The sequence below is a fragment of the Gimibacter soli genome (assembly GCF_028463845.1).
Classification (GTDB): Bacteria; Pseudomonadota; Alphaproteobacteria; order Sphingomonadales; family Kordiimonadaceae; genus Gimibacter; species Gimibacter soli.
Window position 1 is genome coordinate 1,680,421 of the sequence record NZ_CP116805.1, and the last position, 24,605, is coordinate 1,705,025.

The window sequence follows — 24,605 nt, forward strand, 5'->3', positions numbered from 1 at the left end:
ATGTTCAAGAAGATACTGATCGCCAACCGTGGGGAAATCGCCTGCCGGGTCATCAAGACGGCCCGCCGCATGGGTATCAAGACGGTGGCTGTTTACTCGGAAGCCGACCGTGACGCGCTGCACGTGGAAATGGCGGATGAGGCCGTGTTCATCGGTGCGCCTGCCGCCGCTGAAAGCTATCTCGTCGCCGAGAAAATCCTGAAGGCCGCCAAGGACACGAGCGCGGAGGCGATCCATCCCGGGTACGGCTTCCTTTCCGAACGTGCTGGCTTCGTGAAAGCGGTGCAGGAGGCGGGTCTCGCCTTCATCGGGCCAGACCCCAAGGCCATCGACGCGATGGGGGACAAGATCACGTCCAAGAAGCTAGCGGCTGAAGCCGGTGTCTCCACCGTGCCCGGCCATATGGGCATCATCAAGGACGCTGACGAAGCCGCGAAGATTTCGGCCGGGATCGGCTTCCCCGTCATGCTGAAGGCCTCGGCTGGCGGCGGCGGCAAGGGCATGCGGATCGCCTTCAACGAGACCGAGGCCCGTGAAGGCTTTATCTCGGCGCAGAACGAGGCGCGCTCGTCCTTCGGCGATGACCGCGTTTTCATCGAGAAATTTGTTGAAGAGCCGCGCCACATTGAAATCCAGGTGCTGGGCGACAAGCATGGCAATGTGATTTATCTGGGCGAGCGGGAATGTTCGATCCAGCGCCGTCACCAGAAGGTGGTGGAAGAGGCCCCTTCGCCCTTCCTTGACGAGGCCACCCGCAAGGCGATGGGCGAACAGGCCGTGGCACTGTCGAAAGCTGTAGATTATTGCAGCGCCGGCACGGTCGAATTCATCGTCGACAAGAACCGCAATTTCTATTTCCTTGAAATGAATACCCGCCTGCAGGTGGAGCATCCGGTGACCGAGGAAATCACCGGGATCGACCTTGTGGAGCAGATGATCCGTGTGGCGAATGGCGAGAAACTGACGCTGACCCAAGCGGATGTGAAGCTCAAGGGCTGGGCCATCGAGACCCGCGTTTATGCTGAAGACCCGCTGCGGGGCTTCCTGCCGTCGATCGGGCGCCTGACCCGCTACCTGCCGCCCAAGGAAGGCGATCATGTGCGGGTGGATACAGGCGTGTATGAGGGCGCCGAGATTTCGATGTTCTATGATCCGATGATCGCCAAGCTCGTCACCATGGCGCCGACGCGGGATGAGGCAATTGCCCACCAGCGCCGCGCGCTCGACGAATATTATATCCGCGGCATCGCGCACAATATCCCGTTCCTCGCCTCGCTGATGGCGCACCCGCGCTTCCAGTCGGGCAATATGACAACCGGCTTCATCGCCGAGGAATATCCGGACGGCTTCACCGGCGGCAACCTGACCCCGGACGTGCGCGAAGCGATGGTGGTTGCCGCACTCTTCATGAATGCGGTCGAAAAGTCGCGCGATACGCAGGTTGGCGGCCAGATCGCCATGCCGATGGGACCGCAGGAGATCAACTGGATCGTCGGTATCGACGGCGACGATGTTGCCGCCAATATCCTGCCGATGGCGGATCATGCCGAAGTTCTGATGGGTACCAAGCGCATCCCGGTCCTCAGTGACTGGGTGCCGGGCGAGCCGATTTTCCGCGGCACCATCGGTGACGTTGAGTATGCGATGGAAATCGACCGGTTGCCGCTCGGCTACCGCCTGACAACCGATGGCGTGAGCCGTGACCTGCGGGTGTTGACTGATCGCGCCGCCGCCCTCCATGCGCTGATGCCCGAAAAGCCCGAGCCCGACACCTCGAAGTTCCTGCTGTGCCCGATGCCGGGTCTTGTGGTCGCGGTGAATGTGGCCGAAGGCGACGAGGTGAAGGCGGGGCAGGCATTGGCGACCGTCGAAGCCATGAAGATGGAAAATATCCTGCGTGCCGCCAAGGACGCCACGGTCAAATCGGTGAAAGCGAAAGCTGGCGACAGCCTTGCGGTAGATGCCGTGATCATCGAGTTCGAATGAACAAAAAAAGGGGCGCTGACGGCGCCCCTTCTTCTTTCCGGCCTCAACCCTATCAAACGATCAGCAGGCGCTGGAAGAAGTCGTCGAAGCGGTCGCAGCGTGCCTTGTAGCCGGCGTTGAAATCGCTCATGTCGGCGAGGTCAAGCATGTGGTCGAAGCTGTATCCTTTGCGCCCGAGGTCATCGAGCGTGACATAGGGGAAGCCCGCCGTGCGGCACAGTTCTTCGGTGCGCGTGTCGTGGGTGATCCACAGGGTCGGTACGCCAGCCATGATCGACATCACATTGCCATGGAAGCGCATGCCGAAGGTGAAATCAGCATCATCAAAGAAGCCGCGCCATTCTTTCCATGTGAAGAACAGGTGGGTACGGTTGAGCCCGGTATCTCGCAGCGCTTCAAGCTGTTCGGCAGGCAGGTCGAAATAGCGCCGCATCAGGGCCTGGTTCTCGCCCGAGAAAGCCTTTTCATAAGCCTCGCGGCCATCGCGCTGGTTGGTTTGCACGATCTGGTGGAAGCCGCGCGCCAGCTGGTCCTGGAACATCTGGCGCTGAACCTGTTGCAGCAGGTCGTTATTATCATAACCCTTGCGGTCGAGCTTGTAGGAAATGATCACCTTTTCCATCTGCTCGCGGTTCGGCTGCCGTACTTTGAAATCGGGATTGCCGGCGTTCAGATACATGGTCGGACAACCGATCACCTCAACGTTTTCGATCCCGTTCTCGCGCAGCACCTTGGCCGTATATTCACCGCGAACCCCGGAAATGCCGCCCGACCGTTTGGCGACGCGGAACAGGCGCAACGTGCCCTCATGTACGGTCAGCTTCTCGTCTTCATGCTGGGCCTGTGCGCCGGCGCCGACGATCGAGAAAGGAAGTCCGGTCTCGCGGACGAATTTGGCAAGGAAGCCGAAATTGACGGTCGCCTTCAGCATGTTCGATCCGGCCAGAATGATCTGGTCGTAATTCTTTGCGATCTCGGCCGGGTCGGTTTCCTTGATCAGGCCGAGGCGGATGTGATCGATGGTGCTGCCTTCGGGGGCGAACCGGCGGATGTGATGGCGCAGCGCTTCTCCAATGAAGAGATTGCCGGAGTTTTTGCCGGAATGGAGCATCAGGTCATCGAACGACATCGAGGCCGTGTCCATATCGTCCAGGAACCAACGGCAGCCAACAACCAGATAACGCATCTTTTTCCTCTGTTCTTCCCGCCAAACGTGGCGAATTCGGTATTTGTCTTAAAGAAGGGGGGCGGGGATTGAAAGTAGATTATTCCCGGTGCACCGCCCGTCCGTGCGCCTATAGTGGAGTGAAGGAGAACCGGAGATGAACGAACGCACCGCCATCAAGGTCCGCATCCATGGAAAGGTCCAGGGCGTCTGGTATCGCGGCTGGACTGAAGGTGAAGCCAACCGGCTAGGCCTGCATGGCTGGGTAAGGAACCGCATCGATGGCACGGTGGAAGCTTTGTTCGTGGGGGATGGACCCCAAGTGGAAGCCATGCTGGCGCTCTGCCGCGAGGGGCCACCCGCCGCGAAAGTCGAAAAGCTGGTCACCGAACCGGCGCGGGGCATCACCCCGGCGCGGTTCGATGTGAAGCCGACGGTCTGAGGAGAGGGGAATGGTCCTTCATGGCAGTTGCCGCTGCGGCAATATTCATCTCGCCCTGAGCACAGATATGGAAGCTGCGGCTTTCACGCCGCGTGCTTGCGACTGTGATTTCTGTGTGGAGCGGGGTGCCGCCTGGATGTCTGATCCGGCGGCGAGCCTTTCCCTGACGGTGAAAAACCGAGACGATCTCGAATTGCAGAAGCAAGGGTCCGAGACCGCTGATTTCTGGGTGTGCAAGGCGTGCGGCACAGTGGTTTGTGTGACGGCTGACCTGAACGGGCGCCGCTTTGCCACCATCAATGCCCGCGCAATGGATGATAGGCACTCATTTCAGGCGCCTGTGCCCGCCTCCCCGAAACTTCTGGCCGCAGACGAAAAACAGGCGCGCTGGGCCAAGCTCTGGATCGGTTGTGTGACTGTCAGGGATGCATTGTCAATCGGGTAGGCAATAAAGCACGGTCTCGAGCCACGGGCTGTTAGAGTGATGGCCCACTTCAAAGCGGTAGCCCGGCAACAGTTCTATCAGCCTCTCGGGCAAGGTCACAAACTGCTCCGGCCCATGATAGATGCTGACCGCGAGGCGTGGCCTGTCGTGCTTCAGTATGTTCCGTGCGCCTTCGATCACCATGGGTTCTGCACCCTCGACATCCAGTTTGATGAAGTCAACTTTGCCGGGCGTATTGGTTGCGCAATAGCTGTCGATTGAGGTCGCCTCGATAACCTGGCCGCCGGCGCCTCCCTCCACCACACGGCTGCTGGCCAGATTGGCCGGATTCACGAGGAAATGAAGGTCGGTATCCATGCGCCACAAGGCTTTGGGGACTTGTGTGTACCGACCCGCTTCGACCTCGACGGCGAGGTCTGCATGAATCTGCAGGTGCGCCGACTGTGTGGCTATGGCGTCAGACGCAGGTTCGAAAGTGACGATCCGCCCTTTGGCTGACATGGCACGCAACATGGCGCGTGTGACAAAGCCGAGATTGCCGCCACCTTCAATCACAAGCGATGTTTCTTTGAAGCTGCCGTATTCGAAATAGTGTTGGCGGATGTATGTGTCGTTCTGGCCGTACATTCTATCCATGAAAGCATAGAAATCGGCATGGTCCTCACGGACGTCCAGACCGGGGTTGAAGCGAAGCCTGGCCAAGAAGCTGTATATTGCGCGGGAGCGATCGCTGGCGAGATGTGGCAGGATAGCATCGGCGCGCGCCGCAAAATCACGGGCATCTGCCGGCATCGCCTTGGCGGGGCGGAAAACCAGCATGATGCCATCAAGGACGCGGGCGCACACACCGAGGTCCTGCAAATGGTGGCCGATTTCCCGAGCATACTGGTTCGCGATAACAATTGTATCTGTCTCGGCCAGATGTGTTGCGTGCTGGGTGATGTTGTAGATCGGTGCGCCGGCAATTTCCCCGCCCGCGAAGCTTGTCAGATAACCTCGGAAATGCTCGGCTGGTCGGCCCCCTGCTTCAAGGCTGTTCTGCAGTGACGAGGCTGCCGCACCGGCTCCATAGATATAATAGGGGCCTTTAGGTATGTCGGCAGCGGTACGGATGAAGCTCGGGGATCGCATATGGCTGACGGTTACCTGATTACAGCTTGAACACCGGATGCGTGTCTTCGATGGCAGCCACGGGCGCGGCTGTCGCGGGTGCATCGCCCATCGGGGGCAGGCGGGTGCCGTCCATGCCGAAAAGTTCTTCGAACTGTTCGCGCAGTGCCACGTCCACATCGTCCATGGTAACCGGCAGGCCAAGGTCGGTCAGGCTCGTCACGCCGTGTTCGGCGATGCCGCAGGGGACGATGCCGCCGAAGTGGGAAAGGTCGGGCTCCACATTGATGGCGATACCGTGGAAGGTGACCCACTGGCGGACGCGCACGCCGATGGCGGCAATCTTGTCTTCGCGGCCCTGGCCGCGTTCCACCCACACGCCGACGCGGCTGTCGCGGCGTTCGCCCTTCACATTGAAGCTGGCGAGCGTGCCGATGATCAGTTCCTCAAGGCCGTGCACGAAACGGCGCACATCCTTGCCGCGCTTCGTGAGGTCCAGCATGAAGTAAACAACCCGCTGGCCGGGGCCGTGATAGGTATATTGCCCGCCGCGGCCGGCGTTATACACGGGGAAGCGATCAGGGTCGATCAGGTCCGACGGATCGGCGCTGGTGCCAGCGGTGTAAAGCGGCGGATGCTCAACGAGCCACACAAGCTCACCCGCTGTTCCTTCCTTGATGGCCTTGACGCGCGCTTCCATGAAGGCGAGGGCATCCGGATAGTCCACAAGGCCGTCGGCGATCAGCCATTCAGCTTCGGGCAGCGGCATTGCTTCATAGGGGAGGGCGGCGTTCTGGGGCATCTCAATCGGTCCTTCTGTCGTGCGCTTCTTTTAGCCCTCCCGCCCGCTTCCGCAAAGGCTGTTGGCAAATATCTTGCATTTTCTGTGGCGCGTGAGTGTCTTATGATATTTATTGCCGTATGGCCCCGGTTCAATAGGGCCCCGGTCCCGGGAGGAAACGCGTGAGCGCCGTCAATCGAGTCGCCGTAGAAATCAGTGTCGTGCTAGGCCGCACCTATATGCCGGTCCGCCAGCTCCTGAAGATGGGGCGGGGTGCCGTGATCGACCTTGATGCCAAGCACGAGGACGAATGCTGGGTCTATGCAAACGGCGAACTGGTGGCGCGCGGCGAGATCATCATCATCGGTGACAAGATCGGTATCACCATCACCCGGATGATGAGCGAACTGCAGGTCTGAACGCCGCAGCTTTCCGCCGTTTTTGTGCCCATCCAAAAAAAATGCAAAATAGGGCTTGCTGACCCTGAAACAAATTGGTAGCTAAGCCCCCGTTCCGGTCGCGGTCGTGGCGGAATTGGTAGACGCGCAGCGTTGAGGTCGCTGTGGGGTAACACCCGTGGAAGTTCGAGTCTTCTCGACCGCACCAATCTCCCGAAAGGGAGAACGGAAAAAAGGGTCCCGATGTTTCGGGGCCCTTTTTCGTTTTGGGGGTACGCGCCGGTGGACAAGGGCTTCGGCCTCCTGTTCAATGCCGCCAGTATCGTTGCTTTTCGGAGGGGAAAATCATGCAGGATAAAGTGATCGCCGTAACCGGTGCGGCTGGTGCGCTGGGGCGTGCTGTGTGCGACAAACTCGCGGGGCTTGGCGCCAGTGTCGTCGGGATTGATCTTGCCTCCCTCACCGCAGGCGGCGCCATCGTCACGGCCTGTGGCGGGGTGGACCTGACGAATGCGGACGCCGTGAACGGCGCCTTCGCGAAAATCGCCAAAGCGCACGGGACGCTCGACGGGCTTGTCAATGTGGCGGGCGGCTTTGCGTGGGAAACGGTTGCCGATGGCTCGGACGAGACCTGGGACCGGATGTACCGGATGAATGTGCGCACCGCCCTGTTGGCATCCAAGGCAGCCTTGCCCATCCTGCACCGCCCCGGTGGCAGTGTGGTCAATATCGGCGCTGCAGCCTCGCAGAAGGCCGATATGGGTATGGGCGGCTATGCAGCCTCCAAGGCCGGTGTGTCGCGCCTTACGGAAAGTCTGGCGGCGGAACTGAAGGATGCAGGCGTGCGGGTGAATGCGGTGCTGCCCTCGATCATCGACACAGCCACCAACCGCAAAGACATGCCCGATGCCGATTTCAGCCGCTGGGTTGCGCCGGATGCGCTGGCGGACGCGATTGCGTTCCTGTTGTCGGATGCTGCCCGCGCCGTGACCGGCGCATTGCTGCCGGTCACCGGGCGAGTTTAATCTCGCCAAATCAAGCCCGCGCGGCGCCTGAGCGGCGTGTCACGCGTTCAATGTCCGCCGGTCGCGCGCTGCACCGGACCTTTGGGTTTGGGCATCAGCCAGATGGCGGCGGCTGTCACCAGAATGATCAGGCCGACGATGAAGAACAGCTCGTTCGTTGCCACCATCACACTCTGGCTTTGCACCATGTTGTCGAGCGTGGCGCGGGCCTGCTCGTAGCTCATGCCGGTTGAGGTCAGCTGGTCGATGGCGCCAGCCGGGTCATTCAGTGTTTCGGCCATATCCACCTTGTTGCGCGTGCCGCCGTTCTGCCATGCCGTGGTGACGATGGCGGTCGCGAACGCGACGGCCGAGGTGCGCACGAAACCGAGCATGCCGGCCGCCGCCGGCACTTCATGCGGCTTCACTGTCTGCATCGAAACCGAGGTCAGTGGCACGAAGAAGAAGGGCATGCCAAGGCCCACCAGCATCTGCACAAACGCGATCTGCTCGAACGTCATATTCTGGGCGAACCCGGCACGCAGGAGTGTGCAGCCGGCAAGGACGCTGAGTCCGTAGCTCATCATCAGCCGGGGATCGAGCTTTGACATCAGCATCGCCGCAACCGGCGCCATGAAGATGGCGAGCGCCCCGTTGAAGGCCATGACCTCACCCGCGTAGGTCGCGGTGTATCCCATATTGAGCTGCAGCCACAAAGGCACCAGCACGATGGAGGCGAAATAGCAGCCGAAAGTGATGCCCATGGCCGCGCAGGCGATGGCGAAGGGCGGATAGCGGAAGATGCGCAGGTCCACGATCGGATGCTCTTCCCCGAGTTCCCAGATTACGAACAGAACAAAGCCGACGGCGGCAACGATGGCGAAGCCGACGATCATTGGCGAGGAGAACCAGTCATGCGTTTCGCCGTTGTCGAGCATCATCTGCATGGAGCCGACCCACACGATAAGCAGCGCGAGGCCGATGAAATCCACGCGTACCTTTTTGATCGGCGTTTCCCGCACCGAAAGGAGGTTCCAGGCGAAAATGGCGCAGACGATGCCGATGGGCACGTTGATATAGAAAGCCCAGGGCCAGCCCACCGTATCGGCAATATGGCCACCGACGAGCGGCCCGCAGATGGGGGCAAGGATCGTCGTCATGGTCCAGAGGCCGATCGTCAGGTTCGATCGTTTGGGCGGGCTGATCCGCATCAACAGAACCTGCGACATGGGCATCAGCGGCCCGCCGGTCAGCCCCTGCAGGATGCGGAAGGCAACCAGCGTCTGGATCGACTGCGAGAAGCCGCATAGCGCCGAGGCAATGGCGAAAAGGACAGCAGACGTGCAGAAAACCCGCACAGCGCCGAACCGGTTGGCGAGCCACCCGGATAGCGGCACCATGATCGCCTCCGCCACGGCGTAGGAGGTGATGACCCACGTGCCTTCGTGCGAGGATACGGCAAGGCCGCTCGCTATATGCGGCACGGCGACATTGACGATGGTCATGTCGAGCACCGCCATGAAGTTGGCGAGCGCGAGGATGAGGACGGCACCGGCAAGCGCCGGCCCCTTCATTATCACGCTTGGCGGTTCAACGGCCTTTGTCTCAGGCGAAATGGCCTTGGCGGCGCTCATGGCACTTTGCCTCAGTCATCAAGCTGGATTTTGGCGGTCATCGAAAGGCCGACACGGAGCGGATGGCTCGCCACTTCTGCCGCATCAAGCGCGATGCGGACGGGCAGGCGCTGCACGACCTTGATCCAGTTGCCGGTGGCATTCTGGGCCGGGATCAGCGAGAAGGCTGCACCCGTGCCGGCACCCAGCCCTTCAACAGTGCCGTGATACACGACCTCGTCGCCGTAAATATCTGCCCAAAGGGTGACCTTCTGGCCGGTATGGACGCGTTCGAGCTGCGCTTCCTTGAAGTTGGCATTCACATAAACGTCCGAAAGCGGCACGATCTGCATCAGGGCGGCACCTACGGCAACATGCTGGCCGGGCTGCGCGGTCAGGCGGGCGATGACGCCGCTTTCAGCCGCGCGGATGATGGTGCGGTCGAGGTCCAGAAGCACCTGATCGCGGGCAGCGCGGGCAGCGGCAACCTCGGGGTGATGCTCAACGTCCGTGCCTTCCACATAAACAAGCTCAGCTTCCAGCTGGCGCTTGGCAGCATCGAGGGCGGCGGTGGCGTTGGCAAAGGCGTTGCTGGCGGCCGTCAGCTCGTCGCCCGATACGGCGCCCGATTTTGCGAGCTTTTGCCGGCGGTCGAGATCCACCTTCGTGCGGGTGACGTCCGCCTCGCGGGCCTTGATCTGGGCGCGCACGGTTTCAACGGCGGCGAAGGCCTGCCGCACGCGGCGTTCGGCAGATGCGAGCCGCGCCTCGGCATTGGCGAGCGCCAGTTCGGCGTCGGCCTTGTCGAGCGTGACGAGAACCTCGCCTTTGCGAACAAGCTGGGTGTCATTCACCGGCACATCCATCACCGTGCCTTCAACGAGCGGGGTGACGTGGACGAGCGAGGCTTCCACATAGGCGTTGTCGGTTTCCACGTAGTGAGAACCGACGAGATACCACCAACTGGTCCAGCCCGCGCCAACGGCAGCGACGACCAGAAGGAAACCCACCATCAGGCGCTTGCGCGTGCGGCGGCGCGCCAGCGTGGCATCGGCATCGGAATCAGGGAGGGCGGCGCTGTCGTTCGCCTTGTTGTCTGCGTCAGTCATTTGCAGTCTCGTTTTTCTGGGGGAGGTCGGGGGTCACATAACCGCCACCGAGCGCGCGGACGAGCGCGACATGCTGGGCGAAGACACGGGCATCGAGGTTCGCAACCTGCTGACGCGCGGTGAGGAGCCGGTCTTCAGCCTGCAGCACATCGGAGAAGCGGGAAAGACCGCCTTCGTAGCGGGCCCGGGCGATCTGCCATGCCTTGGTCGCTTGGGCGCCCGCCTCACGGGCGTGGGCGGCTTCGGCTTCAAGCGCGCGTTCAGTGGCCAGCACGTCAGCCACTTCCTTGAAGGCTCCGGTCACGGCCTTGTCATACATGGAGATGGCATAGAGATAGTCGCTCTGGGCTTCATTCAACTTGGCCATAAGCCGCTGGCGGGCGAAAAGCGGCAGCGAGATCGACGGGCCAACCTGCCCGATGATCGAATCGCCGTGGATCAGGTCATCGATCCCGAGCGCCTCAAGCCCGACAAGCGCACCCAGATTGACGTTGGGGTAAAAGTCCGCCGTTGCCACCTTGATCTGGGCCGCTGCTGCAATTGCCTGCTGCTTGGTGGCCGCGATATCGGGCCGGCGGGCCACGAGGTTTGCTGGCAGATTCGCCGGGATGGTCATCGCGGGCAGGGTGGGCTTTTCAGGCAATGCTATTTCAAGCCCGCGGTCCGGCCCCTTGCCAAGGAGAGCGGCAATCTGGTTGCGCACGAGGCTGATCTGGCCGTCGATAGCTGCGATGGTCGCCCTGGCGCTGGCAAGAGTTGAACGCGCATCGGCGACCGCGCCCTCGTTTTCAAGGCCGGCTTCCATGCGGCGGGCTGTCAGGTCCACGCTTTCCTGCCGGATGCGCACGGCATCAAGCGCCATGGCGCGGTCGGCACTGAGGCGCACCAGATCGGCATAGGCCATGGCGATGGCGGTGGAGAGGGTGAGGCGCGTGGCCTCGCCCTCGGCGCGGATGGCTTCGGCGGTGGCGCCTGCAGCGTCTATCCTTGCCTTGTTGCGACCGAAGAGATCGAGATCATACCCCGCCTGAATGTAAACCCGGCCACGGTCGTGCCAGCCATCGGGCAGGAAGGCCTTGAATTCGTCCGGATAGCCCATGTTCAGGCTTTGCCGTACGCCTTGCAGTTCACCGACGACGGTGACATCCGGCAGACGCAGGGCGCCAGCGGACTGGAGTGCTGCAAGCGCGGACTGCAGGCGGGCGTCGGCCATGCGAATGTCGGGGGCGCCGGCCAATGCTTCCTCGATCAGGCCGTCCAAGACGGGGTCGCCGTAAGCTTTCCACCAATTGCCAGCGGGCCATGCACCGCGCTCGGCCATCAGGCTTTCAGCAACCTGATAGTCGCTGGCGGGTGTGGGTGCCGGGAGGGTGGCAAGTTCGGGCGCGCAGGCGGCCAAAAGAAGAGGTGCGGCCACCAGTAGTGGCCGCACCTTGGCGGGGAGGCCATGTCGTGCAGGGGGGAGTAACGACATCATTTTAGTCTCGACAGCTTGTAACAAAAACCGTACAGTACGGTACATATTTGCGGACCATAGGCCAGCAACGCCAAAAACACAAGGCCTAACTATGCGTCCGGGGCGGAGGGAACTTGACCAAGAAACAATTGCGGGGTGATGCCAAGCGCGAATCCATTCTGGAAATCGCGTTTCAGGCCTTCCTTGATAATGGCTATGCAGGCACGTCGATGGCGACGATTGCGGCGCGCGTCGGTGGCTCGAAAGGCACGCTTTACAGCTTCTTTGCCAGCAAGGAAGAGCTGTTCTTCTCGGTGCTAGATGCCCGTATCGAGGTGCACGGCGCTCCGATCCGCGCCGCCATCAAGGCCGAAGGGCCGCCCCGGCAGGTTCTTTTCGGCTATGGCACCAAACTGATGCAGGCGATCCTGTCGGACGCCGGGCTGGCCTTCCAGCGCCTGATCATCGCCGAATCCGAACGCTTCCCTGAACTTGCCCGTGTTTTCTATGAGCGTGGCCCCAAACGCGGGCTCGAAGAACTGGCGCAATATTTCAGCCGTATCATGCAGGAAGGACTGCTGAGGGAAGCCGATCCGCTGATGGTGGCACGGCAGTTCAATGCGCTTTGCCGGATGGATTTCAAGGAAAAGCGGCTGTGGGGCGTGCTTGATACCGTGAGTGCCGGGCAGATTGACGAAACGGTGAAGGCGGCGGTGGAAACGATCCTCGCGGCATACGCACCGGCGCGATAATAGCGGCTTGTATTTTCACACTGACCAGTGTGATGGTACGTCATGACTTGGGAAGGGACAGCGCGCCGGGGGGGGCGGCTGTACGAAATGGGAGGAGGCGGCATGTCCGTACTGGGAATACCTGATCCTGAATTCATGCAGGACGAAGAAATCAGCATGTACCGCGACGCCGTCGGCAAGTTCCTTGACCGGCACGCACCCGAAAAGCGCATCGAAAAGTGGCGCGAGGACGGCCAGGTGGAGCGCGAATTCTGGCGCGAAGCCGGCGAGGCCGGGCTTCTGGGCGTCAGCGTTCCCACCGAATATGGCGGCCACGGCGGCGATTTCCGCCACGATATCGTGGTGGTTGATCAGGTGGCGCGGCGCGGCATCGAGGGCTTCGCGGCGAGCCTTCATAACGTGATCATCACCCCCTATATCCAGACCCACGGCACCGAGGAACAGAAGAAGCGCTGGCTGCCACGGCTTGTCTCCGGCGAGCTGGTCTCTGCCATTGCCATGAGCGAACCGGGTGCGGGCTCGGACCTGCAATCGATCCGCACAACGGCGATCAAGGAAGGCAATGGATACCGGTTGAACGGGTCGAAAACCTTCATCTCCAACGGCCAGATTGCCGACCTGATCGTTGTGGTCGCCAAAACGGACCCGAGCCAGGGGGCAAAGGGCACCTCGCTTCTGGTGATCGAGACCGACGGGCTTGAGGGTTTCTCGCGTGGCAAGAAGCTCGACAAGATCGGCCTTGATGCGCAGGACACGTCGGAGCTTTTCTTCAACAATGTGTTTGTGCCTGCCGATAACCTGCTTGGCGGCGTCGAGGGGCGCGGCTTCTACCAGCTGATGGCAGAACTGCCGCGCGAACGCCTGATCATCGCCATCGGCAGCGTGATCGTGATGGAAAAAGCCATCGAAACGACGCTCGATTATGTGAAAAACCGCAAGGCCTTCGGCCAGACCGTGTTCGATTTCCAGAATACCCAGTTCAAGCTGGCTGAATGCAAGGCCAAGGCAACGGTCGCGAAGGTCTTCATCAATGACTGCGTGAACAAGGTGCTGAAACGCGAACTGGACGTGACGACCGCCTCGATTGCCAAGATGTGGTCCACCGAAACCGAGTGGGAAATCGTCGATACCTGCCTGCAGCTGCATGGCGGCTATGGCTATATCAACGAATATCCCATCGCGAAGATGTTCCGTAATTCGCGCGTCCAGCGTATCTATGGCGGATCGACGGAGATCATGAAGCTTCTGATCGCCCGCTCGCTTTAGAAAAAGAAACGAAAGGAACAGTCCATGCAGATTTCAGGAACGGCTGCTGTTGTCACCGGCGGGGCCTCGGGGCTTGGCGAAGCGACCGCCCGCGCACTGGCCGCCGCCGGCGCAAAAGTCGCCATTTTCGATATGAATACCGAGAAGGGCGAAGCCGTCGCTGCCGAGATCGGCGGGGTTTTCTGCAAGGTTGATGTGCGCTCGGATGAAGCGGTTGACGCCGGCTTTGCCAAGGCGCGCGCCGCCCACGGGCAGGAGCGTATCCTCGTCAACTGCGCGGGCACCGGCAACGCGGTGAAGACCGCCAGCCGCGACAAGAAAACGGGCGAGATCCGCCACTTCCCGCTCGACGCCTTTGAAGCGATCATCCAGATCAACCTGATCGGCACCTTCCGCTGCATCGCCAAGTCGTCGGCAGGCATGCTGGCGCTTGACTCGCTTGAGGACGGCGCCCGCGGTGCCATCGTCAATACGGCGTCGGTCGCGGCTGAAGACGGCCAGATGGGGCAGGCTGCCTATTCGGCCTCCAAGGGTGGTGTTGTGGGCATGACCTTGCCGGTCGCACGTGACCTTTGCGGTGAAGGCATCCGGGTGAACACGATCCTCCCCGGCATCTTCAACACGCCCCTGATGAATGGCATGCCGGAGAATGTGAAAGACGCGCTTGCCGCATCCGTTCCCTTCCCGAAACGGCTGGGCGATCCGGCGGAATATGCGAGCCTCGCGCTTGAGATGATTCGCAACAATTATTTCAACGGCGAGGATGTGCGGCTGGATGGCTCCATTCGTATGGGCATGCGCTGACGCCTCAAACGAATGCCGGGCTGCTGCCACGCTTGAAAAAGCCGAGGGGCAGCCCGGTGTTCCTGCCTGAATAAAGGCGCTTCCAACTCTCCGGTGGACAGGGCGATTTCCCTTGGCTTATCAAGGGGGCTGGCTGCCGGGGCGTGCCTCCGGTAGCATGGCAGGCGAAACAACACTTTCCGGGGAGGCGGGCATGGCAGGGACGGACCTTGATCCGAATCGCGATCCGGAAGACGTCGAAGGCGAAACCGCCATCCATCCCGACGATGTGGACGCCACTATCCCGGATACCGACCCCCACCTTTCCAAGGAATTCACGGCGCGCGTCATTGATGCGATTCGCGACGAGGATCAGGATCGCGCCCGGTCGCTTGTATCCGAGCTGCACGCCGCCGACCTTGCTGACCTTCTCGAGGGCCTGTCGTCCGCCAACCGGATCAGCCTTGTCCAGCTTCTGGGCGAGGAACTGGACCCTGAGGTGCTTTACGAGGTGGACGCCAGCGTCAAGGCGGACATTGTCGAGCATATCCCGAACGAGCAGATCGCCGAGGCGCTGACCGAGCTTGATACCGACGATGCCGTCTATGTTCTCGAGGAACTGGACGACGAAGACCGGGAAGAAGTGCTGCAGGCGCTGGACGCCGACGACCGGGTGGCCATCGAGGAAAGCCTGAGTTATCCGGCCGAATCCGCGGGCCGCCTGATGCAGCGCGACCTTGTGGCGCTGCCGGAATTCTGGACCGTCGGCCAGACGATTGACTATCTGCGGTCTGAAACCACCGAAATCCCGGAAGATTTCTACGATATCTTCGTGGTCGATCCCTCGCATCACCCGGTTGGCACGGTGCCGCTGTCGCGCGTCATGCGCACGCACCGCCCCGTCACGCTTGGCGAGATGATGGACAAGGACCCCTATGTGATCGACGCCGAGGCGGATCAGGAAGAGGTCGCTTACCAGTTCACCAAATATCACCTGATCTCGGCGGCGGTTGTGGACAAGAACAGGCGGCTTGTCGGCGTGGTGACGGTGGACGATATCGTCGAGGTTATCGAGGAAGAGGCCGAGGAAGACATCATGGCGCTCGCCGGTGTGGCGGACGCCAGCCTTAACGAAAGCATCCTGACGATCACCCGCCAGCGTTTCGTGTGGCTGCTGATCAACATGATTACCGCTGTGGCTTCGGCCTATGTGATTTCGGCCTTCGGCGCGACGATCCAGCAGATGGTGGCGCTTGCGGCCCTCATGCCCATCGTGGCCTCGATTGGCGGCAATGCAGGCAACCAGACGATGACGATTGCCGTGCGCGCCCTTGCCACCAAGGAGCTGAGCACCCTGAACGTCTGGCGCGTCATGAGCCGCGAGCTGACGACCGCCTCGATGAATGGCGCTGGCCTCGCGCTTGTGGCGGGTGTCGTTGTGTGGCTGGTGTTCCAGAATCCGCTGTTGGGGGGCGTGATGGCGGCAGCGTTGCTGATCAATACCATCGTCGCGGGCCTTTCCGGCCTTCTGGTGCCGATGGGCCTGTCGCGCGCGGGGATTGACCCAGCGGTTGCCTCAACCGTGCTCGTGACAACTATCACCGATGTGGTCGGCTTCCTCGCATTCCTCGGGCTCGCAGCCCTAGTGCTGCTTTAGGGAGGCGGTATGGAGCGCGGACCAGTCCTTCTTGTCGATGATGAACCGGTGGTTCTGCGCATGCAGGCCGCCGCCGTGCGTCAGTTCGGGTTCGAGACGATCATCGCGGAATCAGCGGACGAGGGCATCTCGATGGTGCGGCGTTTCAACCCGTCGCTCATCGTCTCGGACGTGCAGATGCCGGGTCGGGACGGGTTCGAGATGCTGGATGAGCTTGGCACCCGCGGCCTGAAGACCATGCCGGTGATCTATATGACCGGCTATGACACGCTTGAGACCGTGCGCCGGGGCCTGAAGGCCGGGGGTGACGATTTCATCATCAAGGGTGAAACGGTGGACCGCCTGCGCCAGCGCATCGCTTTCTGGGCGACCAGCGGCTTTGCGGGCCTGCCGCTGGAACTGCGCCGCCGCACGCTGGAGGCGTCCTACAAGGTCGAGGACGACAAGGTGCGGCAGGTGGAGGCCTATATCGGCGCCGACCGCGATCTGGTGCGCGATGTGGCAGCGGAAATCGGGCGTGAGCTGGTGCCGGTGCATCCGGGATACGGCAAGCGGCTTATCGAGCGCATCTGCCTGATCAGCCGGATTTCGAAGCTGGTGATGGAGCGCAGCCGCACCTTCGGCGATTATCTGCGCTTCCCCGACTATGTTTTCAATGTAACCCGCGATGTTGGCCCCGAATGGGCCGATGAAAGCTGGACGATCCTGAAGCATTTTGACGACTGGACACTGGACCCGCGCTTCGGTCGCGCCGGTGCGAGCCCGCTGCAATGCTACCGGGACTACAGCTGGTTCGACAGCGAATAGGGAGAAAATGATGCGTCAGGTGATGAAGGCCGGGCTTGCGCTCGTGCTGATGGGGGCGGGCGTGGTGAGCGCCGATGATCAGGTCGATCTCGACATGGTCACCAAGATCCGGGAAGAAGGCTTCCGCCGCTCCCATGTGATGGAAACCCTGCAGCATCTGACCGACGAGATCGGCCCGCGCCTGACCGGTTCGCCCGCCATGCGGCTGGCGAACGACTGGACCCGCGACAAGTTCACGGAATGGGGCCTGAAGGACGCGCGCCTTGAAGGCTTCGAGTTCGGCCCCGGCTGGACGCCTGTGCGGTCTGAAATCCATCTCACCAGCCCGCGTGCCGAGCAGCTTTACGGCCTGCCGATTGCCTGGCATCCGGGCACCGAAGGCAAGATGGACGGCGAGATCGTGGTCGCGCCCATGAAATCGGCCAAGGATTTCGACAAATACAAAGGCAAGCTCAAGGGCAAGATCGTGCTCGTCGACGCGGTGCCGGAGCAGAAAGAGCCTTCGAACAAGGTCTTCACCCGGCTGGATGACAAAGCGCTGCAAGACGAGGCGAGCTATAACCTGCCGTCCTCGCCGCAGGCTGACCTCGATTCCTGGATCGACCATGTAGCCTTCGGCTACGAGCGTGAAGCCTTCCTGCAGGCGGAAGGGGCTGTTGCGATGGTCAGCCGCAGCCGGCGCCCGGGCAACCTGATCGATGCGTCGGGTTACCAGTACAAGCAGGGCATGCTGCCGAAACTGCCGGCGGTTTCGCTGGCGGCTGAGGATTACGGCATGCTGGTGCGCCTCTCGGAAGCCGATGACAAGCGCCCGGTGACGATCAGCCTTGATGTGGCGGTCACTTACCATAACGAGGATATGAAATCCTATTCGACCCTCGCCGATATTCCGGGCAAGGCCAAGAATGCGGAAGTCGTGATGGCCGGTGCGCATCTCGATAGCTGGCGGGTTGGCGACGGGGCGGTTGATAACGGTGCCGGTACAGCCGTTGTGATGGAAGCCGCCCGCATCCTGAAAGCGCTTGGCGTGCAGCCCAAACGCACGATCCGTTTCGCGCTCTGGGGCGGGGAAGAGCAGGGCTATTATGGCTCGCAGCGTTATGTGATCGACCATCTGGCTGACCGCCCGACGAACGTGGAGGGCAAGCTGAAGTATCTGACACCCTACGAGCAGCAGTTCGGCCGCTTCCCGATCAGCTTCAAGCCGGGTTACGAGAAATTCTCGGTCTATTTCAACCTCGACAATGGCTCGGGCAAAATCCGCGGCATCTATACCGAGGGCAATGCGAAGGCAGCCGCCATTTTTGGCAAATGGTTCGCGCCTTTCCATGATCTGGGCGCCGAGACGATCACGATGAATGAAACCGGCGGTACGGACCACGAGCCGTTCGATGATATCGGCCTGCCGGGCTTCCAGTTCATCCAGGAGCCGCTGGATTATGGAACCCGCACGCACCACACCCAGATCGATACGCTGGAAAACGCCTACGAGGACGACCTGAAGCAGGCGGCGGTTATCATGGCGACCTTCCTTTATGAAGCTGCCATGCGCGACGAGCGCTTCCCGCGCAAGCCGATGCCGGTGATGGAAGGCGACAAGAAGGACGAAAAGGCCGAGGAGTAAGCCTCAGCCGATTGCCATATTGTCGAGAAGGCGGACGGGGCCGAGACTCAGAGTGGCCAGCTGTTGAAGATCGACAGATTCAAATGATGGCTGCTATTTCGGAGCGGCAAGCGAAGCTAAAAGCTCGACGGACCTACTGGCTACGATATTGCTTTGCCTAAAAATTTGCTGATTTGCGCGACGGATTGCGTCTCCGTCTTCTAACCAGAAGACATTTTCGCCGGTTTTGTTCCAGCTCGGCCCAATCGCGATATTGTGAGCGATGGGAAGCCACACTTCGGCTTGGGTGTTTTTCAGTATTGTTGTGCTCGGACCGTCGAGTCTCAGTATTGGGACACTACCGATTACAAAGCTTTTGTGTGGTTTCGCAATGACGATGATGTTGATCCCCACTTTTCCGAGGGCAGGTTCGACGACTTCGCTGGATCTTGAAAGAGCATGTATCCGAGCTTTTTCTAGAACTCTTTTCATCGCTTTTGGGTCGTCAAATTTGGCTGCGACCTGCTCCTCGCTCATTCCATGCTTTTCAGCTATTTTGGGGATGACTGCCTCAATATGACGGCTCCAATTCTCATCCGTGAAGAAGGGAGCATGAATCTCCGGGGTTCTTTTGTACTGATGAACAAAGAAGTGATCCCAGATGCGCCGCTCATCTGGCGATAATTTGGGGTATTTTTCGGAGGATATCGCATGGATTATTTTTCTAACTATTGGAGCGGTATGGTCCTCTAGTTTTGAATAGGCGATTTCCAAGGCAGGATTCTTATCACCAGATGCCATGGTGTATGAGTATAGATGGTTTTGCAGGAAGGCATTTTCTGGCGTCGCTCGATGAATATCGCCGGTTTTCTTGTTGAAAACATGAAGCTGTCCATCTTGAGCGCAGAAGTTTTTAAGCAAGAGTATCGGAACATAGTGATGTCTCTTGGGTGTGGAAGCGGCGCCGGCCATCGTATTCCTCAGTAAAGTTATATCGAGGATACGATGGTTAGTGTTGCTGTCCAATCGCCATATTGTCGAGAAGGCGGACGGCGCCGAGGCGCGCAACGGCAAGAACACGCGCCGGGGGATGCCCCGGCGCCAGTGTTTCAAGGGGGGTGAGGCTCGCGGCATCGACGATGGATATATAGTCGACCGACTGGAAACCGGCAGCGATGAGCTTGGCCGTGGCGGCTTTCTCCAGCGCGCGGAGATTGGCGCCCGGTTTGGCATCCGCGACCAGTGCTTTGAGGATCAGGTTGAACTGCCCGGCCACTGCGCGCTCAGCTTCGCTCAGATACGCGTTGCGGGATGACGCGGCGAGGCCGTCTGCCTCGCGGATCAGCGTACCGCCCAGAATTTCGACCGGGATATCCAAGTCCGCCACAAAGCGCCGGATAACGGCAAGCTGCTGGAAGTCCTTCTCGCCGAAGATCGCCACATCAGGCAGTGCCTGCAGCAGCAGTTTGGTGACGATGGTGGCGACACCATCGAAATGGCCGGGGCGAATGGCACCTTCGAAGCCAACGGTGACGCCCGCCACCTGCACGCGGGTTGTGGCGCCTTCGGGATACATCTCGGCGACACTCGGGCAGTAAACGAGGCTTGCGGGCGTGGCGGCGAGCTTTTCGCGGTCGGCGTCTTCGGTGCGGGGATAGCGGTCGAAATCCTCGTTGGGGCCGAACTGGGTCGGGTTCACGAAGATCGACACGATCACGCGGTCGGTATGCTTCGCCACAGCATCCACGAGCGACAGGTGGCCGTGGTGCAGCGCGCCCATCGTGGGCACGAGGCCGACCCGCAGCCCTTCGCGCTTCCATGCGGCCACAGTGGCGCGCAGGTCCGCAATCGTACGCACGACGGGGGGAAGGGCGGGGCTTGTCATGATGAGAAATCCTCGGGTGGTCGCCGTGATTCAGCCGCGGGCCAGCCGCACGCTATCCAGATCTTCGAGCCCGTTATAGGTGATGATGCCCATGATGTCGTTCACATAATCCTGGCCGCGCTCGGAATAGTCAGCAAGCGACGGGGCGAGGGCGGGGCCGGTCAGCGGTTCGGCCTGTTCGCGCAGGGCCGCCCGGCGCAGGCGTAGCGAGCGGTAGCTGGCGTGGCGGTTCAGATTGATCATGTAGCTTTTGACGCTGTCCAGAAGCTCGTTGAAGCTTTTGACCTTGTGGTTGCGGCCGGCCGCACGGGCGCGCGGCACGATGCCGTCGGCGTCATCACCCCACACCCATTCGCCAAAGAGGGCATTGCCCTGCAGGGCAAAATGGCTGGTGCCCCAGCCCGATTCCATGGCCGCCTGCGCGAGCGCGAGCGACGGGGGAATCACATCGACCCTGAGAAGCAAATCCTTGAAAACGCGGGGTTCCAGCTTTTCGCCGATCGGCACGCGGAAGGTGCGGGCCACCGTGCGCAGCCATTTTTCATCGTAGCTGCGGACACTGCCGCGCGATTCGAAGCGCGCCTTGATGGCGAGGATGCGGTTGCGGTCCGATTCGATAATTTCGTTGGCGCGCAGCACCAGCGGCAGGATCGCCGCCGTGAACATGCGCTTGCGCTCCTCAACCAGTTCTATTTCCGCGATATTTTCGGGCAGGCGAGTCGCAAAGGCGCGGGGAATGTCGCCTTCAGCCGTCAGATCGGTGCTGAGAACGGCATAGACATGCTCGATCACTTCTTCGGGGTCACCGGTCGTCATGGCGCTCGGCGGCTCGCCGATCAGATAGTCGGGTACGGCGATCTCAAGGTCAGCCGTCGGGGCGCTGACAAGCAGAAGGCGCGCGAATCCAACCGGCACAACGGCCAGGATGAACGCGATCACCAATACTGCAAGGCCGTTCCGGGACGTCCCCGTCATGCGCGCCGCTACTCCCAATCTTTCACCGATAGCTAGTTGTGTACACGAAGGCTGCTTAATAAAAACTAACAGGTAGCGCGGGCCTTCGTCCTGCTATTGACAGGGGGGCGCCGGGCCCTAATAACTCGTGCGACTTTGTGGCTCTTTTTTGGCCGTTTAGAGGAGATACCGCGTTGACGACGGGTCAGGCAAGCACCAACACGCATTTGCCCCGCCGCCCCTATGTGATCGTTCTCGGCAACGAAAAGGGTGGTTCCGGCAAATCCACAACGGCCATGCATATCGTGGTTTCCCTTTTGCGCGAAGGCTTTAGGGTCGGCACGATCGACCTCGACGGCCGGCAAAAGAGCCTCACACGCTATATCGAAAACCGTCGGGCCTATTGCAAGGCCAACGATGTCGAACTTCCGATGCCGCTTGAACGCGTTATCGTCCGTTCCACCGCCCGCACCAGCGATGAAGCTGAGGCGGACGAAAAAATGCGGTTCGAGGATACCTATGTCGAGCTGATGGATCAGGTTGACGTGATCGTGATCGATTGTCCGGGGTCCGATACCTTCCTGTCGCGCCTTGCGCATACTGCAGCCGATACGCTGGTGACCCCCATCAACGACAGTTTCGTCGATCTGGACCTGATCGCCCGTATTGACCCCAAGTCCTACAAGGTCGCCGGCCCGAGCCTTTATGCCGAGATGGTGTGGAAGGCCCGTCAGCGCCGCCAGATGGCCGATGGTGGTACCATCGACTGGGTACTGCTGCGGAACCGTGTGGGCGCTGTGCATGCCAAAAACAAGGAACGTGTCGAAAGCGTGGTCGAGGAACTGACCAAGCGTATCGGCGTGCGTTATATCTCCGGCCTTGGCGAACGGGTGATCTACCGCGAGCTTTTCCCGAACGGCCTGACGCTGATGGACCTGCGCGATGAAGGCGTTTCCGAGCGCAACGATTTCAGCATGTCGCATGTGGCGGCCCGGCAGGAGCTTCGGGCGCTGATGGACGGGCTCAATCTCGCCTTCCGGCGCGAGAAGGTCGCCTGAGGCGGCTATGGGCTGGCTCCTGATCGGTCTCCTGATCGCTGCGGCGTTCCTCATTCTTCTGGAATGGTGGGCACGCACGGATGTGGATTCGGCCAAGCGCGTGCTTTTCTGGGCGGCTGTCGGCGCCTGTATCCTCCTTTGCCTCTTTCTGGTGGCGACGGGCCGTGGCCTTGCGGCGATTGTTCCCGTCGGTATTTCCCTGTGGCGGTTCCGCAATATGGGCAAGGCAGCGCGCGAGGCGGGCGAACGCATGGTGCGGCCCCGCAAGGGCGGCATGAGCCGCAAGGAAGCGCTCGAGGTGCTGGGGCTGAAGGAAGGGGCGAGCGTCGCCGAGGTCAATACGGCCTACCGCCGGCTGATGGCCGTCAACCATCCCGACAAGGGCGGCAGCGACTGGATGGCTGCCAAGCTGAACGAAGCCCGCAAGGTGCTTCTGGACGATTAACCATACCATTGACGCCGTGCAGTGGCGCTGCCACTGTGTCGGCACTTTCGATCCATTTCTTCCGAGGCAGATATGAGCGCACACGCTTTCCACCCCACGGTTCTTCGCGAGTATGACGTTCGCGGCATCATCGATGAAACGCTCGGGGCGGATGACGCACGCGCGCTTGGCAAGGCCTTCGGCACCAAGGCGGTGGCAACCGGCGGCAAGAAAATCGTGGTCGGCTACGATGGCCGGGTATCTTCGCCCGCGCTGCGCGATGCGCTTGTGGATGGCCTGCGCTCCACCGGGGTCGATGTCACCGATATCGGGCTCGGCGCCACGCCGATGACCTATTATGCGATGTTTGAACTCGATGCCGACGGCTGCATCATGATCACCGGTTCGCACAATCCGCCGAATTACAACGGCTTCAAGATGATGATGCACAAGAAGCCGGTGTTCGGGGAAGCGATCCAGGAACTCGGCGCTGTTGCCAAGGCTGGCGACTATGCGACCGGCAAGGGCGGGTACGAACAGGTTGACGTGTTCGACCGCTATATCGACCGCCTGATGAAAGATTTCGAAGGCGCCAGCTTCACCGTGGCTTGGGACCCGTCGAACGGCTCGGCCGGGCCGGCTGTGGCCGCACTCGCCAAGCGCCTGCCGGGCAAGCATTATGTGATCAACGAGGAAGTCGATGGCACCTTCCCCAATCACCATGCCGACCCGACCGTTGAGAAAAACCTTGAGCAGCTGAAGGCGCTGGTGCGCGAAAAGGGCTGCGACATGGGCATCGCCTTCGATGGCGACGGCGACCGGATCGGTGCCGTGGACAGCGAAGGCCGTGTGGTCTGGGGTGACCAGCTGCTGGCGATCCTCGCCGGCCAGCTGCTGAAAGAACTGCCGGGCGCGCCGATCATCGCCGATGTGAAGGCAAGCCAGGCGCTTTACGACCGGATCGCTGAACTGGGCGGCCAGCCCGTGATGTGGAAAACCGGCCACTCGCTGATCAAATCGAAGATGGTGGAGCTTTCCTCGCCGCTCGCAGGCGAGATGTCGGGCCATATCTTCTTCAAGCATAAATTCTATGGCCATGACGACGCGCTTTACGCCGCCGTCCGCCTGCTGAACGCGGTGGCCGATCAGGGCGGCAGCCTGAAAGCCCTGAAGGACGGCCTGCCGGCCGCCATCAACACACCCGAACTGCGCTTCGACTGCGACGATTTCCGCAAGTTCGAAGTGATCAAGGAAGTTCAGAAGCGTCTGGAAGCTGCGGGGGCCGATATGTCGACCGTGGACGGTGTTCGTGTGAAGACGGCGGACGGCTGGTGGCTCCTGCGCGCCTCCAACACGCAAGCCGTTCTGGTGGCACGCTGCGAGGCCTCGTCCGAGGCCGGCCTCGACCGCCTGAAGGCCGAGCTTGTGGCGGCGCTGACCGCCTCCGGCGTGGAGCCGCCTGCCGACCTTTAGGGCCGCCCGAGCCGATCACGGCTGATCACATCCGTTTTTACCCCTTTAATGGCGCGCTATATGCGTTACATTATGGAGGTAACGACGGATGGAGAGACCATGCCCGACAAGCGGCAAGACATCGGCAAGACAGGAGGCACGGGCACCGGGGTTCTCACCCGGCCCGAGGCCAAGACCAAAAAGCCGTCCATGTACAAGGTTCTGCTGCTTAACGACGACTACACGCCGATGGAGTTTGTCGTTCATGTGCTGCAGCGCTTCTTCCGCATGACCGTGGAAGACGCGACGCAGGTGATGCTGCATGTCCACCAGAAGGGGGTCGGGATTTGCGGTGTTTTCACCTATGAGGTGGCCGAGACCAAGGTCAATCAGGTGCTTTCGCTGGCTCGCCAGCACGAGCATCCCCTCCAGTGCACCATGGAAAAAGAGTAACC

24 protein-coding genes and 1 tRNA gene are annotated in these 24,605 nt (G+C 61.0%); 16 read left to right on the plus strand and 9 right to left on the minus strand.

From position 1 onward, the window contains the following. Complete coding sequence (locus PH603_RS07845) at positions 1-1,986, plus strand: acetyl-CoA carboxylase biotin carboxylase subunit (protein ID WP_289505524.1); 1,986 nt, start codon at positions 1-3, stop codon at positions 1,984-1,986. Positions 1,987-2,038: 52 nt separating this feature from the next. Here PH603_RS07845 and PH603_RS07850 read toward each other — a convergent pair whose 3' ends face one another. Then, complete coding sequence (locus PH603_RS07850; RefSeq protein WP_289505525.1) at positions 2,039-3,172, minus strand: polysaccharide pyruvyl transferase family protein; 1,134 nt, start codon at positions 3,170-3,172, stop codon at positions 2,039-2,041. Between the two features lie 136 nt (positions 3,173-3,308). Between PH603_RS07850 and PH603_RS07855 the strand changes: the two genes are divergently transcribed. Both PH603_RS07855 and PH603_RS07860 read left to right on the plus strand, forming a co-directional pair. Beyond that, positions 3,309-3,593: an acylphosphatase gene (locus PH603_RS07855; RefSeq protein WP_289505526.1), complete on the plus strand. Its 285-nt coding sequence runs from the start codon at positions 3,309-3,311 to the stop codon at positions 3,591-3,593. Between the two features lie 10 nt (positions 3,594-3,603). Beyond that, on the plus strand, positions 3,604-4,038 hold the full coding sequence (locus PH603_RS07860) for a GFA family protein (RefSeq protein WP_289505527.1): 435 nt from the start codon (positions 3,604-3,606) through the stop codon (positions 4,036-4,038). Here PH603_RS07860 and PH603_RS07865 read toward each other — a convergent pair. Both PH603_RS07865 and lipB read right to left on the minus strand, forming a co-directional pair. Then, the gene (locus PH603_RS07865; protein ID WP_289505528.1) at positions 4,027-5,169 is read right to left on the minus strand and encodes an FkbM family methyltransferase; all 1,143 of its coding nucleotides are present in this window, start codon (positions 5,167-5,169) and stop codon (positions 4,027-4,029) included. The two genes, PH603_RS07860 and PH603_RS07865, sit on opposite strands and share 12 nt — an antisense overlap. Before the next feature lie 19 nt (positions 5,170-5,188). Next, entirely contained in the window at positions 5,189-5,950 is a 762-nt protein-coding gene (gene lipB, locus PH603_RS07870) for a lipoyl(octanoyl) transferase LipB (protein ID WP_289505529.1), read from the minus strand. A gap of 161 nt (positions 5,951-6,111) precedes the next feature. On the opposite strand from lipB, the gene PH603_RS07875 reads away from it, so the two are divergent. The 3 genes from PH603_RS07875 (at position 6,112) to PH603_RS07885 (ending at position 7,352) form a co-directional block, all read left to right on the plus strand. Then, the gene (locus tag PH603_RS07875; protein WP_289505530.1) at positions 6,112-6,348 is read left to right on the plus strand and encodes a FliM/FliN family flagellar motor switch protein; all 237 of its coding nucleotides are present in this window, start codon (positions 6,112-6,114) and stop codon (positions 6,346-6,348) included. Positions 6,349-6,448: 100 nt separating this feature from the next. Continuing rightward, positions 6,449-6,535: transfer RNA gene (locus PH603_RS07880), tRNA-Leu, on the plus strand. A gap of 139 nt (positions 6,536-6,674) precedes the next feature. Then, positions 6,675-7,352 (plus strand): SDR family NAD(P)-dependent oxidoreductase, encoded by a 678-nt coding sequence (locus tag PH603_RS07885; protein WP_289505531.1) that lies wholly within the window; start codon positions 6,675-6,677, stop codon positions 7,350-7,352. A 47-nt stretch (positions 7,353-7,399) separates the two neighbouring features. Here the strand turns inward: PH603_RS07885 and PH603_RS07890 are convergent, their stop codons facing one another. The 3 genes from PH603_RS07890 to PH603_RS07900 are packed head-to-tail and all read right to left on the minus strand — an operon-like array spanning position 7,400 to position 11,470. Then, positions 7,400-8,965, minus strand: coding sequence for a DHA2 family efflux MFS transporter permease subunit (locus PH603_RS07890; protein ID WP_289505532.1), 1,566 nt, complete (start codon positions 8,963-8,965; stop codon positions 7,400-7,402). Positions 8,966-8,976: 11 nt separating this feature from the next. Beyond that, complete coding sequence (locus PH603_RS07895; RefSeq protein ID WP_289505533.1) at positions 8,977-10,053, minus strand: HlyD family secretion protein; 1,077 nt, start codon at positions 10,051-10,053, stop codon at positions 8,977-8,979. Beyond that, on the minus strand, positions 10,046-11,470 hold the full coding sequence (locus PH603_RS07900) for an efflux transporter outer membrane subunit (protein ID WP_289505534.1): 1,425 nt from the start codon (positions 11,468-11,470) through the stop codon (positions 10,046-10,048). The genes PH603_RS07895 and PH603_RS07900 overlap by 8 nt, the downstream gene beginning before the upstream one ends. 173 nt (positions 11,471-11,643) lie before the next feature. Between PH603_RS07900 and PH603_RS07905 the strand changes: the two genes are divergently transcribed. The 6 genes from PH603_RS07905 (at position 11,644) to PH603_RS07930 (ending at position 18,398) form a co-directional block, all read left to right on the plus strand. After that, on the plus strand, positions 11,644-12,261 hold the full coding sequence (locus tag PH603_RS07905) for a TetR/AcrR family transcriptional regulator (protein ID WP_289505535.1): 618 nt from the start codon (positions 11,644-11,646) through the stop codon (positions 12,259-12,261). A 102-nt stretch (positions 12,262-12,363) separates the two neighbouring features. Then, positions 12,364-13,527: an acyl-CoA dehydrogenase family protein gene (locus PH603_RS07910; protein WP_289505536.1), complete on the plus strand. Its 1,164-nt coding sequence runs from the start codon at positions 12,364-12,366 to the stop codon at positions 13,525-13,527. Between the two features lie 24 nt (positions 13,528-13,551). Next, positions 13,552-14,331: an SDR family NAD(P)-dependent oxidoreductase gene (locus PH603_RS07915; protein WP_289505537.1), complete on the plus strand. Its 780-nt coding sequence runs from the start codon at positions 13,552-13,554 to the stop codon at positions 14,329-14,331. A 193-nt stretch (positions 14,332-14,524) separates the two neighbouring features. Further along, entirely contained in the window at positions 14,525-15,967 is a 1,443-nt protein-coding gene (gene mgtE / locus PH603_RS07920) for a magnesium transporter (RefSeq protein WP_289505538.1), read from the plus strand. A gap of 9 nt (positions 15,968-15,976) precedes the next feature. Next, entirely contained in the window at positions 15,977-16,774 is a 798-nt protein-coding gene (locus PH603_RS07925) for a response regulator (protein ID WP_289505539.1), read from the plus strand. Between the two features lie 7 nt (positions 16,775-16,781). Beyond that, positions 16,782-18,398 (plus strand): M20/M25/M40 family metallo-hydrolase, encoded by a 1,617-nt coding sequence (locus tag PH603_RS07930; protein ID WP_289505540.1) that lies wholly within the window; start codon positions 16,782-16,784, stop codon positions 18,396-18,398. Positions 18,399-18,491: 93 nt separating this feature from the next. Here PH603_RS07930 and PH603_RS07935 read toward each other — a convergent pair whose 3' ends face one another. Genes PH603_RS07935 through PH603_RS07945 form a run of 3 tightly spaced genes read right to left on the minus strand, consistent with a single transcriptional unit; the run spans position 18,492 to position 21,237 of the window. Beyond that, positions 18,492-19,349: a DUF4238 domain-containing protein gene (locus PH603_RS07935; RefSeq protein ID WP_289505541.1), complete on the minus strand. Its 858-nt coding sequence runs from the start codon at positions 19,347-19,349 to the stop codon at positions 18,492-18,494. A gap of 37 nt (positions 19,350-19,386) precedes the next feature. Beyond that, a complete protein-coding gene (panC, locus tag PH603_RS07940) occupies positions 19,387-20,262 on the minus strand; it encodes a pantoate--beta-alanine ligase (protein ID WP_289505542.1) in 876 nt (291 codons plus the stop codon). Between the two features lie 30 nt (positions 20,263-20,292). Beyond that, positions 20,293-21,237, minus strand: a complete 945-nt coding sequence (locus PH603_RS07945) for a glucosaminidase domain-containing protein (protein ID WP_289505543.1) — start codon at positions 21,235-21,237, stop codon at positions 20,293-20,295. Positions 21,238-21,410: 173 nt separating this feature from the next. Here PH603_RS07945 and PH603_RS07950 point away from each other — a divergent pair, with 173 nt between their 5' ends. The 4 genes from PH603_RS07950 (at position 21,411) to clpS (ending at position 24,603) form a co-directional block, all read left to right on the plus strand. Then, positions 21,411-22,274 (plus strand): division plane positioning ATPase MipZ, encoded by an 864-nt coding sequence (locus PH603_RS07950; protein ID WP_289505544.1) that lies wholly within the window; start codon positions 21,411-21,413, stop codon positions 22,272-22,274. A 7-nt stretch (positions 22,275-22,281) separates the two neighbouring features. Further along, on the plus strand, positions 22,282-22,719 hold the full coding sequence (locus tag PH603_RS07955; protein ID WP_289505545.1) for a J domain-containing protein: 438 nt from the start codon (positions 22,282-22,284) through the stop codon (positions 22,717-22,719). A gap of 72 nt (positions 22,720-22,791) precedes the next feature. Next, complete coding sequence (gene pgmG, locus PH603_RS07960) at positions 22,792-24,171, plus strand: phosphoglucomutase/phosphomannomutase PgmG (RefSeq protein ID WP_289505546.1); 1,380 nt, start codon at positions 22,792-22,794, stop codon at positions 24,169-24,171. A gap of 99 nt (positions 24,172-24,270) precedes the next feature. Continuing rightward, positions 24,271-24,603 (plus strand): ATP-dependent Clp protease adapter ClpS, encoded by a 333-nt coding sequence (gene clpS, locus PH603_RS07965; RefSeq protein ID WP_353507392.1) that lies wholly within the window; start codon positions 24,271-24,273, stop codon positions 24,601-24,603. Positions 24,604-24,605 lie beyond the last annotated feature (2 nt).